Source organism: Rhizobium sp. PRIMUS64 (assembly GCF_023006465.1).
In the GTDB taxonomy this organism is placed as follows: Bacteria; Pseudomonadota; Alphaproteobacteria; order Rhizobiales; family Rhizobiaceae; genus Rhizobium; species Rhizobium leguminosarum.
In genome coordinates this window covers 12,636-29,246 of record NZ_JALBGX010000003.1, presented here as the reverse complement: position 1 = coordinate 29,246, position 16,611 = coordinate 12,636, and the positions used below count along the sequence as shown (strand labels likewise).

Sequence of the window (16,611 nt, the reverse complement as noted above, 5' to 3'; positions counted from 1 at the left end):
TCAGCTCTCCACGTCGAAAATGTCGCGCAGGCCATCGCCGAGCAGGTTAAAGCCGAGAGTGACGTAAAGGACTGCGATCCCGGGGCAGAGAACCTCCCACCAGTAATCCGGCATGAACTGACGGCCGTCGGCCACCATCGAGCCGAGGTCGGGGGTCGGCGGCTTGACGCCGAAACCGAGGAAACTCAGCGTCGCACCGAACAGGATGACGAAGGCCGCATCGAGAGTCGTCTTCACCGAAATCACCGGGATGCAGTTCGGCAGGATTTCCCGGAACAGGATGTGCATCGGTCCGGCGCCTGCAAGGCGGGCCGCCTCGATATAATCTTCTGACGCGATCGACTTCGAGACCGCATAGATCAATCGCGCATGCCAGGTCCACCACAGCAGCGTGATGGCGATCATCGCATTCATCAGGTTTGGCTCGAGCAGGTTCGACACGGCGAGTGCCATCACCAGCGGCGGCATTGCCAGCATGACGTTGGTCAGGCCGCTGATCAACTTTTCCGTCCAGCCGCCGAAATAGCCGGCCATCAGACCGAGCACGGCACCGACAGGCACCGAAATGCCGAGCACGCCGACGACCAGCAGGAGCGAAATGCGCAGGCCGAAGATCGTGCGCGAGAAGATGTCGCGCCCCGCCTTGTCGGTGCCGAACCAGTGCGCCGCATCCGGCGGCAGGTGGCGCGCGCGGAAATCGACCACGGCGCCGACATGTTTGGGATAAGGCGTCAGCCAGGGCGCAAACGCGGCGAGCACGAGCACGGAGAAGATGATCAGTGTGCCGATCACCGCGGCCGGGTTGCGGCTGAAGCGGTACCACATCATGTAGCCGGCGCTGAGCCCGCGATCGGAGGCGTCGAGCATTTTCATATCGGCCATCAACGGGCCTCCTTGCGGCGCAGGCGCGGGTCGATCATCGTGATCAGAATATCGACGATCAGGTTGGCGACGATGAAGAACAGGCCGGCCACCAGCACCACGGCGGTGATGGCGTTGAGATCCTTCTGCAGGATCGAGGTCAGGCCGTAGGAGGCGAAGCCGCCCCAGGCGAACACCATTTCGATCACGAAGGCATTGCCGATCAGCGAGGCGAATTCGAGCCCCATGATCGTCAGCGGCGCGATCGACGACAACTTCAGCAGATATTTGAAGATGATCACCCGCTCAGGCACGCCAAAGCTCTTGAGGGTCAGCACGTGGTCCTTGCGCTGGTTCTCGATCATCGCGGAACGGGTGATGCGGGTGATCTGGCCGATGCCCGCCATCGACAGCGCGAAAGCCGGGAGGATGAGATGCTGAAGCGCGTTGAGCGCGATGTCGAGACGACCCGTCAGAATTCCGTCGAGCAGCAGCAGACCTGTTGGACCTCCGGTCCAGTCCATGCCGTGATCGAGCCGGCCGATGATCGGCCAGCCGGAGAGGAAACGCGCGGCCAGAAGCTGCAGCGTGATTGCAAACAGGAAGCTCGGGATGGTGACCCCAGTCAGCGACAGCAGGCGGCCGACATGATCGACGGCGCGGTCGCGGTAATGCGCCATGATCACACCGAGCGGAATGGCCACCGCGAACATGAAGATGACCGAGACGAGTACGAGTTCGAGCGTGGCCGGAACCGTCTGGGCAAGGTCGGTGGTCACTAGCCTTTGCGAAACCAGGGACATGCCGAGATCGCCGCGCAGGGCCTTGCCTGCATAATCGAGATATTGAACCACCAGCGGCTGGTCCAGACCCATCTGGAACCGAAGCGATTTCACCTGTTCAGGCGTGGCAGCAGGCCCAAGCGCCATGCGCGCCGGATCGCCGGGGACCACCCGCGCCAGAAGGAAGATCATGATCGACAGGGCAATCATCACCAGCACGAACGTGCCCATGCGGGTGAGAATTGCGACCAACGGATGTTGCTGCATCGGCGGAGAGGTCCTCGTGCATCACTGCGTGAGGCTTACCATTCCGTACCAAGGGCAGACCGACAACCGCGTGTGGGTATAGTTTTTATGCGACATGGTATAGGTCAGACGAAAATTTCGGGTTATGCCGAAAACATGAATCCGCTGCTGCCCCGCCTCCGCCTCGTCCGCCGTATCACCAGTGAAGCCATTGGCGTGGTATTTCTGCGCGCTCCGGCAGGGGCGGGGAAATCGGTGCTGCTCGGGATGGTGTCGCAGCATCTCGGCAGACGGCTCTGCTCGTCACGCCAGCCTCGCATGGAAGATGTCGAGGATGGATGTTTGATCTGGGACGTTCCGTCCACCGCAAGATCGGCGCGACTCTCGACCCAGATTCTGGACGCCGCGAAATACCTGCTGATCGCCTGCCGGCCGGAACAACGGATCAGCGGCATGGCACGGCGCATCATGCATGAGGGCGCGATCACTTTCGCCGCCGCCGATATGGTCTTTGCCGAGGACGAACTGAGTGCCTTGCCGGCCGAACAGCAGCGCCGGCTTCTGGATGGCTATGCGGGCTGGCCTGCCTTCCTGCCGATCACGGCACAACGAGATGACGCAGCCTGCATCGACTACCTGCGCGAAGTCTTCCTGGCATCGTTTTCTCCGTCGGAGACGGCCGAATTGTCGATCTGGCTGGAGGCGCCATCGGCAGACACTGCCGGCGACTGGAAAGCCTTTCTACCGCCCCCTCTCACCGATGCTCCCGAACGGCATGCCGACCTGCTGCACCTCCTTTCCATCGCCACCGGTGAACGGCTTACTACCGACATCGCGGAAGGCGCCGTCATCGAGGTGGCCGCCGCACTGGAGCGGGCGGGACGGCCTCTTGCCGCAATGGACCTGTTGCTCGACCATGGGCATGAGGAGCATGCGGCACAGATACTCGAGCGGGCGCAGGGTCGGGAGCTGATCTACCGAAGCAGCGTCGGCGCCTTCCGGAAGATCGTTATGCGATTTTCCCAGGCCATGATCGCCACCAACGAGACAGTGCTGTTCGCCGTCGCCCGCACGCTGATGAAGCAGGGTGAACTGTCACGCACACGCCATCTGGTTGCCAGGCATCTAGGGCACGACTACCTCGATCCGCTCAAAGTGCTCTCCCGCGGCTCGCGGTTCTCATTTGCGGCGCGCACCTTCAGGCTCAACCTGATGATCAGCGAGGATCTGACGCCAAGCGACGCAATGATCACCCGTTTCGGCGAGTTCATGGCCGACTATCCGTTGGGCGATGACGGAAGATGGTCTGGATACTACAATGCCATCCTCGAGTTCGAGATCCGTCGCAGGAATTTCCGGGAGGCCGAGGCGGCCGCCACAAGGGCGCTCATCTATCTGCACAAGGGCGGCGGGCAGCCGCTGCTGGAATTCTTCATCCATCTGCACCAGATCGTGCTTCGGCTGATGAGTGGCGACGTCCTGCTTGCGAGGCGGGCGGCAAGGGATGCCCGATCCCGGCTGGAACAGGTTCCGCATGACGCCCTGCAGGAATTTCGCATGCTGCGCCTCGCGGAAGCCTGTCTCGCCTATGAAACCGGCCGGCCCCGCGATCTGCTGGAATTCGTCCAGAACGAGTTTGAGACTTTCGCCGCCGCCGAGATCTGGCCGAGCCTGATGCAGTTCGCGCTGCACTACGCATCCCAGGCGCTCGGCGATCATTTCGCGATGACTATCCGGCCGGGCTTCCTGGACGGCCTGTGGCTTCACCTGTCGGAAGGACTGCAGTTCCACGCCATGATGGAGATCCGCACCGCCATCGCCTATCAGAACGCCAACCGGTGGGCCGATGCTGCGGCAACCCTCACTGCCGTGCGCATGCCGCTCGGGCGCAACTGGGTGGAGAGCGCTACCGACGAATTGACCCGCCTCGCTCGGCGCGATGAGATCGCCTATGCGATGGCCTGGTTGCGCGATGCCGTGCGGCTGGCTACGCCTCGTCCTTACCTTCTCCAACAGATCGATGCGCTCATCGCAAACCCGAAAGTCACGAACCGCGAACGCGTGGCTCTCCAGCTGTGGCAAAGCTATACGGCCTACCAGCGGCGAGACAATGCCGCCGTGCGGACGCATCTTTTGTCCGCGCTGGAGGCGGCGACGCGTCTCGGCTGCAACGGCGTCTTATCGGAAGAGCGGATATTTCTGTCGCCGCTTCTCAACAACAAACGGATCAGGGGCTTTGTCGAGACGTCGCACGACGTCCGGACCGCGCTGTCAATCTTTGCGGCGTCGATCAATTCACCTCAGGCTCGGGCTTTGCACGGCGGCCTGTCGCAGCGCGAGATACAGATATTGCAGCTGGTCGCTGCCGGATTGTCGAACAAACGCATCGCCCACACGCTCAGCGTTTCCGAGGTGACGGTGAAATTCCACCTCGGAAATCTTTTCAGGAAATTAGGTTGCAGCCGTCGGGCAGAAGCACTTCGTGCGGCAACGGCACTCAACTGGCTTTAGAAGTCGATCCGGCACCCCCTCTTATTGAGAAACCTTCGCCTTGAAGGGACCAGAACCGACGACCTGTTGTTTTAGAAAGCCTCCGTTTCAAATCTCCAGCATCGGTGATGTTTCGGCCCGAGCGGAATGAATGATTTGGGGCGGCAGGATGCTTTAAGTTGTATACAGTGAAAGCCGCGCTTAAAACTTTGCAAGTTCTTTGATATGAAAATTTAGCCGAGTCGGCTGAGGGGAGATGCTGGCATGGCTAGATCGACGGTTGTCAGTAAGATTGAACAGAAAGCTAGCCAGAAGCCGGATAGCAAAACCGTCTTGGCCGGAAGTCACTCGAAAGAGCTCTTCTTCGCCGTTGTCGGTCCGGTTGGAGCGGGCGCATCGCAGGCGATCAAAGCACTGGAGCGCGTTTGCAAGTCCGGCGGCTATGAAGTTGAGCTGATCAAGGCAAGCGACTTGATCCGAACCTGGGCAAAAGACGGCGGTCTTGCCTTCCCCGGTGCAGCGCCAAAGACTTTAGAAGTCGTCACCGAGTTGCAGAACCTCGGTGACTCGATGCGCGAGCTGGACATGGCAGAAGTCGCCAAGGCGGCAATGCGCGAAATCGCACAGCGACGTGCCAATCGCACCGGTCAGACGTATGTCAAGGGCGAGAAAGTCGTTCCCGACAGCGTCAAGCGCGTCTACCTTATCGATTCGATAAGGCATCCGGCCGAAATTTACCTGTTGCGCAGAACTTACGGCAACGCATTTGGGCTGATCGGCGTCGTTTGCGAGGAGGGCGTGCGTCGCGCACGAATTCTTGAGAAATACTTCCGCGGGCCGGAAAAGGGGCTCCCCGAAACACAAAGCGCCGTCGACCGTTTCATGGATCGCGACTCCGACGACTTCAGCCGCAAGCATGGCCAGCATGTGACCGAGGCGTTCTATGAGGCGGATTTTTTTATCGACAATACACGAGATGACCCGAACGGATCCAAGAATCTGCTCGACACTGACTTAAGCAGGTTCGTTAGTATCATCGCGCATGATCGTGTGGAGCGGCCCACCATAGAGGAGACCGCGATGCACCATGCTCATTCCGCGCGCGTTCGGAGCGCCTGTCTATCCCGGCAGGTAGGAGCCGCACTGGTCGACGCTGATGGAACCGTGGTCGCGACTGGAACGAACGAAGTGCCGGCGGCGGGAGGCGGCGTTTATGGCGAACGTTTCGCGACGTCGAGCGGTGGCATCGACGATCATCGTTGTGCTTTCCGAGCCGAAGCGTATTGCAGCAGTAATCGAGAGCAAAACGACATCATAGACAACTTGATCGAGGTTCTTCCCGAGCTGAAGCTGGTCTCTGACAAAATCGACTTGGCTGCGCGCATCCGGAAGACTCGACTGGGCGGCCTTATCGAGTTCAGTCGCGCGGTCCACGCCGAAATGGATGCGTTGCTATCGGCAGGACGCGAGGGTGTCTCGACCGTTGGTACCCGCCTATTCGTCACAACATATCCTTGCCACTATTGCGCCAGGCACATCGTCAGTGCCGGCGTGTACGAAGTCCAGTTCATCGAGCCGTATCCCAAGAGCCTAGCCAGAAAGCTGCATAGCGATGCCATCGAGGTGACCCCGTCCGAATGGATACCGCCCGTCCCAAAGAGCATTGGTGCGGCCCGGGCACAACTGCGTGCTTCCTCGGATGATGATAAGGACGGCGTTAAGCTCAACGAGCCTAAGGTGCTTTTCAGACCGTTCGTAGGAGTCGCACCGCGGATGTACGTCCGTGCATTCGAGAAAACGTGGCAACTTAAGAATAAGACAAGCGGAGAATTTGAGATGCGGGCACCAGACTGGGGTAGCGAATGGGCCACTTTGACGGTAGGCTATCCTGAACTCGAAGCAGCCTTGGCGAAATAACGTGGCGAAACCGCAACTCACACTCGTCGAGAATACCGGAAGCTGGCATGGTCGCGTTGTCGCGCAGACGCATGAGGTCTCCACCCGTCATACTGTCCAGAGCTTACCGCTCGCCGACCAGCTTGATCTGTTCGACGCGCCCGCTCCTCCCGATTTGCGCGTTTTCGTCGTTGCCATGGATACCGTCCACGGCCGGACGCTTCAGAAGGCCGTGCTCTCTCACAAACCTAGGTCGGTGATCGATCTCCGGTATGCGGCCCGTTTTGACCAATATGGTTCCAACAGGGACACGTTGTTCGCCTACTTTACGTCCGTCGGCTCGTACTACGCCTTGGACTCGATGCCTTGGCACGACCTTTCTGTCCGCGACTTCATGACGGAGGGCGGTGTCAGGGTCCCTAGAGCTCATCATGAGCTACTCGAGCTCGATAAAGGGACAGTGATGTTCTTCGTTCCGAAGCCACAGCACGCCAACATGCTCATTGCTTACCTGAACCGAATGCTCACGGCGAAAGCCAAGACCAGCTGGCGGATGGAGCAGATCGGCTGATCTAGCGGCAGTCGCCACTTCCATGGTACGCCGCTTTCGAGTTCGTATCGCGCCCCTCTTCCTGATCATTCGGACAAGAAAGCGCCGGTAGCGGAATAACCGTGCAGCTGAATATGGAAACGGCACTTAGAATTGCTTGACCGTACCGAATAGTACGAAATCGTCGGGGAGCGTCGCGCGCGCCGGGAAGTCGGGGACATGCCAAGCTGGCCAGCAGATCGCCCAGGCGATCGCATCACGGTCGGAAAACCCATCGATGGTCGGGCGGAGCAGTTTCGGCTCCTCAACTGCAAACCGTCCATTTTAGCGCTCCGCCTTACTTGTCCGGTTTTACCAATTGGATTGGCGATACGATATTGCGCGGTGCTAATCGTGGCCAGGTCAAACATGGGGCGGGTAGATGGTGAATTGCACTGACGCTTCGTAGGCGGAAAAACCGTTCGTATCTTAATAGTTTGGTCATCATCGGAAACCAAGGTAGCTTGAATCGCTGCTTTGCATGAAGGGTCTCGCCATGGCGATGAATTCAACAATCGAATGGACTGATCACACCTTCAATCCATGGACCGGCTGCACGAATATCAGCCCGGGCTGCGATCATTGCTATGCTGAAGCATGGTCGAAGCGGTCAGGCCAAGTCAAATGGGGCAACTCGCCGCGCAAGCGAACGACCGATAGCTATTGGCGGTCGCCGCATATCTGGCAGCGCAAAGCGGCGGAGTTCGCCGCCGCTCATGGCCGCAGGCAGAGAGTCTTCTGCGCATCGCTGGCGGATGTGTTCGATAATCAGGCTGACCCTGCTTGGCGTACCGACCTGTTCAAAGTCATCCGTGCAACACCCTCGCTTGACTGGCAGCTCCTTACAAAGCGTCCGCAGAATATCAAGAAGATGCTGCCGCCGGATTGGGGCGCTACCGGTTATTCTAACGTGTGGCTCGGCTTTACGGCCGAAGATCAGGTTCGATTCGATCAGCGCAAACGCGTCATCAACGAGGTCGCCGCCCAGGTCTGGTTTGTTTCTTATGAGCCCGCGATCGGTCCCCTTCGTATTTCAGAAGCAGATCCAAGGCCCGATTGGCTGATCAGCGGTGGCGAAAGCGGTCCTGGCGCGCGTCCAATGATGTGCAATTGGGTCAGGGACATTATCGCAGATTGCGATGCTCTCGGAATCGCTGCCTTTCATAAGCAGTGGGGCGCGGCCGGCAACAATCCCCTCGTACAGGAGAAGGGTATCTCCGCCGCGGATATCAAGGATCTTGATCCGTTCGGCAAGGGTGGTGGTCTCTTGGACGGAAGACTAATCAGACACTTTCCGGCTGGTGATAAGAAAAACGTAAACGCGGCCTAACCTTGACAGGGCTGTAACAGAATCGCAACCTACTGTTGATTGACAACAGGAGTCGCGACAATCGCTGAATTCGGCTGGAAGATAGGTTCAGCGCCTCCTTCGTTGAGCGCGCACAGTGATGCAAAGCTTCGGCTGATCGCGCGTTACCTGGAAAGTTACTTTCCCGCAATTCTTGTAAATCATGCCCAGGACCGACAGCGCATCACTCTCGTTGATGGGTTTTGCGGTGGCGGGAGGTTTACGGACGACGGTTCGATCGTAAGCGGCACCCCATTTTTGTTTCTCGAGGCCGTCGCGAAAGCAGAGCGGATAGCAAATACCGGTCGAAACAAGCCTTTGACGATCGACGCGGAGTATCACTTCGTCGACAGCAAGCGGGATCACGTAGAGTTTTTGCGGGCGGAGCTGATCAAAGCCGGTTACCTGGACCAGCTTGACCGATCGATCTTCCTTTACAACGCCGACTTTGAAACCGTATTTCCGGATATCTGTCGTCGAATTGAAGGCCGGACCAAGCGCGGGGTTGGGCGATCAATCTTTCTGCTGGATCAGAAAGGCTACTCCGACGTTGCATTCGAAACGGTTCGGAAGATTTTGCGCTTTAGCGCAGCGGAATGCATTCTCACCTTTGCTGTCGGTTGGCTGATCGACTACCTGACCGACAAGCCACAGACGTTGAAGCGCGTCTCGCCCATTGAAATATCGGAAGAGCAGCTTCGCGAATTTCTCCGCTTCAAGGACGAGCAAGGTGGCCGATACGTCATTCAACGTCTGCTGTTGCGGCACATCGCCGATGCTACCAAAGCAAAATTTCAAAGCCCGTTTTTTCTTCGCTCGAAGGAAGCCCGGAAGGACCTATGGCTGGTTCATCTGTCAAACCATCTCAAGGCGCGAAATGTGATGGTCGACAGCCACTGGCTGATCAATAATCAGTCCTTGCATCAAGGGCATGGCGGCTTGGAGATGTTGGGCTTCAATCCGAACATTGATCCGGACGGCGCACCGGATTTTTGGTTCGGCGCCAAAGACGAGGAGGTTATGAAAGACCGGCTTGCTGACGACTTCATGCGTAGATTACGGGGCGTCCATAAGAACATTTCGGTTCCATATGGAGATTTCGTCACCTCCATCGCCAACGAAACACCTGCTCGCCTCGCCGACATCGACAAGGTGACGGCTTTCCTCGTCGAGGAAAAAGAGCTGGACCTCCGAAACGAAGGCAATGGAACGAGACGTACGTCTGTGCCTGTGTTTCGGGACACCATTGGTGTCGCCCAACAACCGAAGCTCTGGTCGCTCGGTAGCCGGTAGGGAGGCAGGTATGACGACGTTGCGGATTGCTGAAATCGTGCCTGCCGCTTTCGGCTTAGCTTGCGAAGATCAGACCTCCAGGTCATCCAGCTTAGCCGCCACCAGCTTGCGGATTTCCGAGGTCAGATCGTCGACGCGGGTGAACTTGCTTTCGTCGTAGTGGATGCGATGGATGTTGAAGGACGCCGCACTTGCCACAAGAGGCGATATGGAAGCAATATCGCGTATCTGACCGCCAACCTCGACATTTATTTGCTGAGGATGTCCCCCTTCGACATCGCGGGGCTTATAGATCGGGCGATCGTAGGTGTCGTGATAACAATCGTCGGCCCAAGGCGATCCATCGCCCGTAATCTCCTTACAGACCTGTTCACATATTTCGTCAAACTTTCCTACGCGCTGGCCCGCCGGAAGCTTTTGAACGGCGGATCGGGAGACCGCAGCCTGATCAAGAATCTTCCAAACGTCGATCGACTGGAAGATCTTTCGAGCCGAGAGCTGATCGGCGATCCACTTTATTGAAGCGTCCGGAGCCGTCCGAAGTTGGTGGAGCGATCCCCAGAATACGGTATCGTCGAGAAGAAGGGCGTGCTCGAGATTATGTGGTTCGTTGAAAAATCGAACGAAAGGGTGATCTGAGGAAATGCCCGCCTGTTTTTCAGCTCCACTCGCAATGAGCTCAAACACCCTGCTGAGAAGCAGCGCGAACATGTATTCCAGACCGCGTGTCTTCTTGTGCAGGTAAATCGTCGGATAGAGATGAAATAGTGTGACGGTGAATTGCTCGAGAGAGATGTAGGCCTTGCTACCCACGTATAGGAACTCAGCCTCTCCATTTTTGGCCTTTTTGAAGTTTCGGATAAGCCAGTCAAGGTCGATACCCCCGGAGGAAACCCCCGCGAAGTAGGCATCGCGCTGCGCATAGTCCAATCGATCGGCGTCAAGTTGGCTCGACACGATCGACGTATAAACGCAGTTCTTGTCGGTCTTCTTGATCATATCGCAAACCATGGCCGGGAAGCCGTCGCCACCGAGGTCTCGTAGTGCCTTTGCAATTGAAGAGTCGGTTATGATCTTCTGACTCACTTTTTCGTGGTTTACAGCTTCTTTGAACGCAACCTGGCGCGAGGGCTCCAGTGAGTTCCGTTTGAGAAAGAACTTCATCGCGTTTTCGAAAGCGTGGCTGAACATTCCGTGGCCAACATCATGAAGCAGCGCAGCGGCCAGGCACGCTTGTCCTTTGCGGCTCCATTCGCCATTGATGCCGTTAGATTCGACAACCGTCAGCATCCGCTTCGCAATGCTGTAAACGCCTAAAGAGTGAGAAAAGCGCGAGTGTGCCGCTGAAGGGAAGATGTAGTCAGAAAAGCCGAGCTGTTTGACTCGTCGGAGGCGTTGAAAGAATGGATCTGAAAGCAGCAGTTTTAGATCGTTTTCCTGCTTACCGTTGAAATCAATAAATCCATGGATTGGATCCTTGATAACTTTGCTGACAAACTCAGTCATAACCCCTCCAAAGTTTCTGAACGTCGTGCGTCGCAGTTCGCCCTCCTCGTCAGAATTCTTTATGCTAGAAGCCCGATCGTCTTTTCATAGATCTCTTGCAATACCGTATCGGTGTTTCGAGAGGTCAGGATGACCGGCGCGAGGGTTTCACCCTCTGCGATCCTGCGAATATGCTCGGCCGCCGCCACCCGAAAATCTTGGTTGCCATCCCTGCCTTCACCAAGACGGATCGCCGGATCGAGCTCGGTCAAGATAAGGAGGTCGTAGTCCGCCGCATGTGCCCCCGCGATCAATCGCAATTCCTTCAGCTTTCGGTCTGGCAACGAGCGGCCCGAGATTTCAAGCGCCGCATAGAGATAGCCGAGTGCGTCGAAAACGGGTCGATCAACGAGGATGACATCGCTGATTAGGGCCGCCTCGGCTTCTTGTCTCATTCCCTCAGCCATGATCCAAAGCGTGCTTTCGAAGTTGTGTTCCGTCAGGATCGGGAAACCGCGATCTCTCGCGGCTTTAGCCAGATCGCCCACTTGCCCGGTGCGAAGACTATTTTCGGTGAGCCGCGAGTTTAGCCGCTCCAGAAAAGTAGACTTCCCCGTCGAATGCGTGCCGGCAATTCCGACCTTTATCTTTTTGTGGCTCATAAAAAGCTCTCCTGCGCGCTGAAAAAAATGTCAGCGTCGCGGGCGCGCGCCGTGCGGGAATCTATACCAAGCGGGCGAAGAAGGCTGCTGAACAGCAGCCCAGTCAGCACGACATCAAACTCCGCCGAGTGATGCCTCAAACCGGTTTGACGTTCCGCCTCGGCAGTGAGGCCGAGCGCACTTCCGAGCTTTTCCAGCCCGTAAGATTCGAGCCCTGGCCGGAGAGACCTCGCGAGTTTCAACGTATCGATAGCCGCCGAAGGCTGCCATTCTGGAATCGATCGGCTGATGACCTCAAGTTCAACGCGAACATTGTGGCCGACAATAACTCCACCATCAGTCCATGTAAGAATGTCTTCAGCGACATCGTCTATAGTCGGAGCGTCCGCAACATCGGCGTCAGTTAGACCATGGATCCGGGTTACGGCGGCGCTGATCGATTCGTTGGGTTTGATCAACCAATGAAACGCACGCCCTGTCGGCTCCAAGTCTATAAGTTCGAGCAATGCAATTTCGATGATTTCCGGAGGGGTTGCGCCGTTGCCTTCGACATCGACGACCCATACCTTTTCCCAACTCATTCCCATCCAATCTCCGCTCGCCCATGCATATGCTGTCGATGCGGTTGTGCCCGGTCATGGACTTGGAAGTTTAGCGCGTGTTGCATGAAGTAGCGTTGAGCCTCAGTGCTTCCAATCACTTGAACGCGGTGTTCGGAAATGTCGATGTCGTCGGTTGAAAGAGACACCAAGCGCGCTAGCTCACGCACCTGCTCCAAACCGGGCGTTCGGTGGTGCTGGCTGCAGATCCGACGTTGAGACTCTGGGCAGATTTCACAGAGCTCATTAATGCCCCAGTGCCCGTTGAAATCAGAAACGCCATGCGCGTACGCAATGCCGCAAGACGTTTTGCGGAAGATCGGAAGCCCTTCAAAATGATCAAGAATTCTCCTTTCCGTTTCGCGCGGTAAAATCTTCCGTCTTGCGACGGCCTCATAGAGGTCGGGTACCCCTGCCTGTCGAAAATAATCCCGGATCTCGTCGCGATAGAACACGCCGGTAAATACGGTTGCATCAGCGAACTCCGCAAGCTGTCTAGCGGAAGCAAAGTGCATTGGTGTGTCGTTCATTCCAGAAATGATAGGCCGCCAATAGAGTATCTTCTTTGTCCGGAACGCCTTTTTCGCCAGCACCTCCAGGCTTCTGGCCGCGATCGCCGAGGAGACCGGCTCCACTCTTTCATCGTCGATACCCGACCAAGTCACCAAAACTGTCAATTTCAGGTTTTCAAGCATCTCGAGCTGTTCGACATCCGCCGGGTCGATCTTCCACCGGGTAATTACCAGAGTCGGATTCGACAGGCCGCGCCTATCAAGGTCTTTCAACGTAGTGAACAGATGCTGTTTCACGCCTGGGAGGAAGGGATCGGTCGCGCGGTTGAAGATCTGAATTGGCGTGGTATGCGCCCTGAAGGCCCAGTGATTGATTAGGCTTTCCACTGCAACCTCATCGTCCACTATCAGATGGGGCCGCTTCATGGAGAAATTATCGAACAAATGCCTTACGCAGTAGCCGCAGTCGAGTGGGCAACCAACGATGTGATTGAGGCTAAGGCCGGATTTGCGATAGTCGATATAACTGCGGAGGCTGGGCGGGAGATTTGCCGGCGCGGGGCGAACAGTCTTTTCACGGGAAATACGAATCGATGCCACTTGTGTCTGCCCCCGAAATACAACCTCACAGTGAATGAAGCGGCAGAAGAATACAAGGGAATGATGTTGTCTTCTAAAGTTTATAGTGCGAACTGTAGTCTTAAAATTCAAAGCTTCCCTGCAGATGCATGGTTCAAGTATGCAAGCTGAATGGTTAGGAACGCCATCAGCTCCGGAGGACAAATGGGTCAAGCGAAACAGCATCGGCAATCTTACGATATGATGAAGCAGCGCCTCCTGGATCGTCACAATGGTCCGAGCAAAACGGTGGCGGCCACGCTGTTCCAGTCTCATAACTGGTCTGCCCGACGATGCCCTTCAAACACAACGCCTCTCGCCGCCATCGCATCGAGAAGATGAAGTTCAAGCTGACGAACTGGCCGGAATATGAGGCCGGTCTTCGTCGGCGAGGCAGCCTGACGCTTTGGATCTCGCCGCAAGTAGTATCGTCCTGGCAGGCGCCGAAGCGAACAACACGCGGCGGTCAGCCGCGCTATTCCGATCTGGCGATAGAGACTGCTTTGACGCTGGGATTGGTGTTTGGCCTGAGGCTGCGACAGACGGAAGGCTTTATGGCTTCGGTGCTCAAGCTGATGGGGCTGGATCTGGCCGTTCCCGATCATACGACGTTGAGCCGAAGGGCAAGCAAACCAAGAGCGCCGAACAAGCGGCAGTTTTCTCGTGTCCCCGACAAGGGGCCCGTCCACGTCCTCATCGATAGTTCAGGGTTGCAGATCTACGGTGCGGGCCAATGGCTGGAGGAAAAGCACGGTGCCAGATCCCGTCGCAACTGGCGTAAACTGCATCTGGCGCTGGATGCCGACAGCGGCGGGATCATCGCACAGGTCATGACGGATCAGGATGCCGGCGACGCTTCTCAGGTGGAACCGCTGCTTGACCAGATAGAGATGCCGATCGGGCAGTTCACGGCCGATGGCGCTTATGATGGCAATCCCACCTATGAGGCTGTTATCAGGCACAGCCCCGGCGCTACGGTGGTAATTCCGCCACGTGCCAATGCGGTGGAACAGCCCGCCAGCGATCCCACCGATCAACGAAACCAACAAATCGCGGCCATCGACGCCGATGGCCGGATGAAGTGGCAAGTCGATACCAGCTATGGCAAGCGATCGCTGGTGGAGAACGCGATCGGCCGGTACAAATCGATCATCGGCACCCGGCTGAGGGCACGCTCGTTCGCAGCACAGCAGACCGAAGTGGCCATTGGCTGCGGCGTCCTGAACCGGATGCTCGCATGCGCCCGCCCGAAATCCGCCCGATGCAGAAACGCTACCGAATAGCCAGGACTTCAAAGACAGAAATCCACTTACACTGCGATCGCTGCACCAAAGCCACGATGATAGTGAGTATCACGGGTGGCGTGCACATTTGACCCCTTTTGGCAGCGCTTTCAAGAGCGGGCCGGATGTTCCCTGCCGTCTACGGTCTCATGCCGTCTAACGCTGCCTAATTTGGAAATTGTGCGAGCGTGTCCACCCCGATCATCATATCCTTCATCCGCCGTCCTCTCTGACCTGTGGTCTACACAACATCATCTTGGCACATTCAGATGCCGCTACTAGGGGAGGACGGCAACCACCCCATCTTGTTCTGACCCCAAACTCGGTCACCGTCATGAAGGCAGCGGGGTAGAGCGCGGCGGCAACGCTCCGCGCTGGAGCCTCTACACGGGTTTCGCGGCCTGGCTCAACGTCCCGCAGGCGGCCTATTTAAGCCGCCAATATATATCCACCTGGGAGGGGTCCGAGAAAGCGAACGACAGCCGGCAAAACACATAAGCGTTCTCAACGTGTCCCAGAGAGAAGGCAGCAGAATTAGGCGCCTTGAGCTTCCAGGCTGACGATACCTTAGGGGATCCTGGCAGAATGATCGCAACATGACCCGGGTCCCCCGGCATAAGGGCCAGCACCGGCTGTTGGTTACCCGCCCCCTGCGCAGCGTCGTTCAATACCGCCTGGCTGTTAGCCTTTCCCAACTTTGACCAAGTCTCGGTGTGACTTGCAACATAATCCAACATCTGGTTTGCAAGCAGCCAGGTTCCGGCGCCCGTGGAAAAATCATTTATACCGTAGATTTCCGCCAGAACCTTTCCAACGAAATAATTGCATGCGACCTTGTCCGCAAGCAGACCGCTCGCTGGATCGTCTGTAGGACAAGACATATATTGAACGAGCTTATCGTACAGCGCTTTCTGTTCAGCGTTTGTCTTCCACCCTTCAGGATCAGTGTTCATGCAGTCCCCAGGAGCGGCCGCCACTTGGCTGCAAAACCCGACTGATAAAGCGACAGCTGTCAGTAGTTTTCTCATAGTTTCCTCTCCTCTCCATTACCACTTGTTGAAGGCTCTAATTCTCACTATCGATCTCTAAAAGCAGTGCGTTGTCTCTGTAACGCCGTCGAGCCGGCAGCTCCGCATAAGTCCAGAGATCATCCCCTATTGCGGAGATTCCGGCGCGGCGCCCCGCTAGATGGTGTCATTTTCACCAAGGCTTCTGTCAGCCTAATGATTTTCCGCCGGCAACAGATCCACCGTCCCCCTCACGCACCAGAAAATTGCAATATATTGAACTCGCGCCTGTGCCATCTACTTGCCCGCTCGCTACTCCTCAATTGTGATTCTATCCGCTTAAAAGTTCACCAATAGAACAGGTCAGCTGAAGGCGGGATCTTAACTGGCAAAAAGGTACCCGCAAATCGCTGTGCCGATGCCGATCAAAAAGAAGCCGAGACCGATGAACGCAAGCACGATCCCTGTTATTCTCTTCGGGGAAGAACCAACTGGCACCCTACCTTGAGAGGCAGTCGCCATCCGGATAACATCATACTGATTCAGGTAGGCGAGGAATGCAGTTAGCACCCCAGAAGCAACCCCCATCGCGAATGAGGCGGCAGCCAGCCCTAACAAAGTTTCGTTGACCGGTGCCGAGTGTTGTTGGCGGGCATCGCCAAGAAAAGTCAATATCGCGGCGGCCCCCGCACCATTGGCTAAAATGATCGTGCGGATCGCGATTTGCGCATAGTCAAAAATCGCCCGCCAGACGATTAAAAACTGCTCGCTTCGAACTCGCATGTCTTCCAGCTGGAAGGCCTCGTTTCCCGCCTGCTGTTCTACGCCTTCCGAGCTGGTCTTCATGAGGCATCACCGCCAAGCTGAAGGGGAGATCGTGATTTTAACCGTGTCCGCCGACGCAGTGAGTACATCTTGCTGTTGCGATTAAAATAAAAAT

14 protein-coding genes are annotated in these 16,611 nt (G+C 56.8%); 6 read left to right on the top strand and 8 right to left on the bottom strand.

Going from position 1 to position 16,611, the window contains the following annotated elements:
• Positions 1-882 carry an ABC transporter permease gene (locus MOV76_RS02460; RefSeq protein ID WP_183928166.1) on the bottom strand — a complete coding sequence of 294 codons (882 nt, stop codon included), beginning with the start codon at positions 880-882 and terminating at the stop codon, positions 1-3.
• The gene (locus tag MOV76_RS02455; protein WP_247263717.1) at positions 882-1,910 is read right to left on the bottom strand and encodes an ABC transporter permease; all 1,029 of its coding nucleotides are present in this window, start codon (positions 1,908-1,910) and stop codon (positions 882-884) included. Before MOV76_RS02455 ends, MOV76_RS02460 begins: the two co-directional genes overlap by 1 nt.
• 135 nt (positions 1,911-2,045) lie before the next feature.
• On the opposite strand from MOV76_RS02455, the gene MOV76_RS02450 reads away from it, so the two are divergent.
• The 5 genes from MOV76_RS02450 to MOV76_RS02430 all read left to right on the top strand — a co-directional run bounded on the left by MOV76_RS02450 (position 2,046) and on the right by MOV76_RS02430 (position 9,505).
• Complete coding sequence (locus tag MOV76_RS02450; protein WP_247263789.1) at positions 2,046-4,400, top strand: LuxR C-terminal-related transcriptional regulator; 2,355 nt, start codon at positions 2,046-2,048, stop codon at positions 4,398-4,400.
• A 243-nt stretch (positions 4,401-4,643) separates the two neighbouring features.
• Positions 4,644-6,296 carry an anti-phage dCTP deaminase gene (locus MOV76_RS02445; RefSeq protein ID WP_247263716.1) on the top strand — a complete coding sequence of 551 codons (1,653 nt, stop codon included), beginning with the start codon at positions 4,644-4,646 and terminating at the stop codon, positions 6,294-6,296.
• Between the two features lies 1 nt (position 6,297).
• The gene (locus MOV76_RS02440; protein WP_247263715.1) at positions 6,298-6,846 is read left to right on the top strand and encodes a hypothetical protein; all 549 of its coding nucleotides are present in this window, start codon (positions 6,298-6,300) and stop codon (positions 6,844-6,846) included.
• 514 nt (positions 6,847-7,360) lie between these two features.
• Complete coding sequence (locus tag MOV76_RS02435; RefSeq protein WP_247263714.1) at positions 7,361-8,194, top strand: DUF5131 family protein; 834 nt, start codon at positions 7,361-7,363, stop codon at positions 8,192-8,194.
• Between the two features lie 39 nt (positions 8,195-8,233).
• Positions 8,234-9,505 carry a three-Cys-motif partner protein TcmP gene (locus tag MOV76_RS02430; RefSeq protein WP_247263713.1) on the top strand — a complete coding sequence of 424 codons (1,272 nt, stop codon included), beginning with the start codon at positions 8,234-8,236 and terminating at the stop codon, positions 9,503-9,505.
• A gap of 69 nt (positions 9,506-9,574) precedes the next feature.
• On the opposite strand, the gene MOV76_RS02425 is transcribed toward MOV76_RS02430, so the two are convergent.
• From MOV76_RS02425 to MOV76_RS02410, 4 genes are read right to left on the bottom strand one after another with little or no spacing between them, the layout of a single operon-like run.
• The gene (locus tag MOV76_RS02425; protein ID WP_247263712.1) at positions 9,575-11,011 is read right to left on the bottom strand and encodes an HD domain-containing protein; all 1,437 of its coding nucleotides are present in this window, start codon (positions 11,009-11,011) and stop codon (positions 9,575-9,577) included.
• Between the two features lie 59 nt (positions 11,012-11,070).
• On the bottom strand, positions 11,071-11,652 hold the full coding sequence (locus MOV76_RS02420; RefSeq protein ID WP_247263711.1) for an AAA family ATPase: 582 nt from the start codon (positions 11,650-11,652) through the stop codon (positions 11,071-11,073).
• Complete coding sequence (locus MOV76_RS02415) at positions 11,649-12,233, bottom strand: 3'-5' exonuclease (protein WP_247263710.1); 585 nt, start codon at positions 12,231-12,233, stop codon at positions 11,649-11,651. The genes MOV76_RS02420 and MOV76_RS02415 overlap by 4 nt, the downstream gene beginning before the upstream one ends.
• Positions 12,230-13,363 carry a radical SAM protein gene (locus MOV76_RS02410; RefSeq protein ID WP_247263709.1) on the bottom strand — a complete coding sequence of 378 codons (1,134 nt, stop codon included), beginning with the start codon at positions 13,361-13,363 and terminating at the stop codon, positions 12,230-12,232. Before MOV76_RS02410 ends, MOV76_RS02415 begins: the two co-directional genes overlap by 4 nt.
• A gap of 311 nt (positions 13,364-13,674) precedes the next feature.
• Here MOV76_RS02410 and MOV76_RS02405 point away from each other — a divergent pair, with 311 nt between their 5' ends.
• Complete coding sequence (locus MOV76_RS02405; RefSeq protein ID WP_247263708.1) at positions 13,675-14,664, top strand: IS5 family transposase; 990 nt, start codon at positions 13,675-13,677, stop codon at positions 14,662-14,664.
• A 425-nt stretch (positions 14,665-15,089) separates the two neighbouring features.
• Here the strand turns inward: MOV76_RS02405 and MOV76_RS02400 are convergent, their stop codons facing one another.
• Positions 15,090-15,692 (bottom strand): hypothetical protein, encoded by a 603-nt coding sequence (locus MOV76_RS02400; protein WP_130794974.1) that lies wholly within the window; start codon positions 15,690-15,692, stop codon positions 15,090-15,092.
• A gap of 360 nt (positions 15,693-16,052) precedes the next feature.
• A complete protein-coding gene (locus tag MOV76_RS02395; protein WP_247263707.1) occupies positions 16,053-16,517 on the bottom strand; it encodes a hypothetical protein in 465 nt (154 codons plus the stop codon).
• Between the last annotated feature and the right edge of the window lie 94 nt (positions 16,518-16,611).

What these genes read in the sequence shown, in the direction of transcription:
- MOV76_RS02405 (WP_247263708.1), top strand. Translation starts at nt 13,675, where the DNA reads ATGCCCTTCAAACACAACGCCTCTCGCCGCCATCGCATCGAGAAGATG.
- MOV76_RS02400 (WP_130794974.1), bottom strand. Translation starts at nt 15,692, where the DNA reads ATGAGAAAACTACTGACAGCTGTCGCTTTATCAGTCGGGTTTTGCAGC.
- MOV76_RS02435 (WP_247263714.1), top strand. Translation starts at nt 7,361, where the DNA reads ATGGCGATGAATTCAACAATCGAATGGACTGATCACACCTTCAATCCA.
- MOV76_RS02425 (WP_247263712.1), bottom strand. Translation starts at nt 11,011, where the DNA reads ATGACTGAGTTTGTCAGCAAAGTTATCAAGGATCCAATCCATGGATTT.
- MOV76_RS02420 (WP_247263711.1), bottom strand. Translation starts at nt 11,652, where the DNA reads ATGAGCCACAAAAAGATAAAGGTCGGAATTGCCGGCACGCATTCGACG.
- MOV76_RS02450 (WP_247263789.1), top strand. Translation starts at nt 2,046, where the DNA reads ATGAATCCGCTGCTGCCCCGCCTCCGCCTCGTCCGCCGTATCACCAGT.
- MOV76_RS02415 (WP_247263710.1), bottom strand. Translation starts at nt 12,233, where the DNA reads ATGAGTTGGGAAAAGGTATGGGTCGTCGATGTCGAAGGCAACGGCGCA.
- MOV76_RS02455 (WP_247263717.1), bottom strand. Translation starts at nt 1,910, where the DNA reads ATGCAGCAACATCCGTTGGTCGCAATTCTCACCCGCATGGGCACGTTC.
- MOV76_RS02395 (WP_247263707.1), bottom strand. Translation starts at nt 16,517, where the DNA reads ATGAAGACCAGCTCGGAAGGCGTAGAACAGCAGGCGGGAAACGAGGCC.
- MOV76_RS02445 (WP_247263716.1), top strand. Translation starts at nt 4,644, where the DNA reads ATGGCTAGATCGACGGTTGTCAGTAAGATTGAACAGAAAGCTAGCCAG.
- MOV76_RS02460 (WP_183928166.1), bottom strand. Translation starts at nt 882, where the DNA reads ATGGCCGATATGAAAATGCTCGACGCCTCCGATCGCGGGCTCAGCGCC.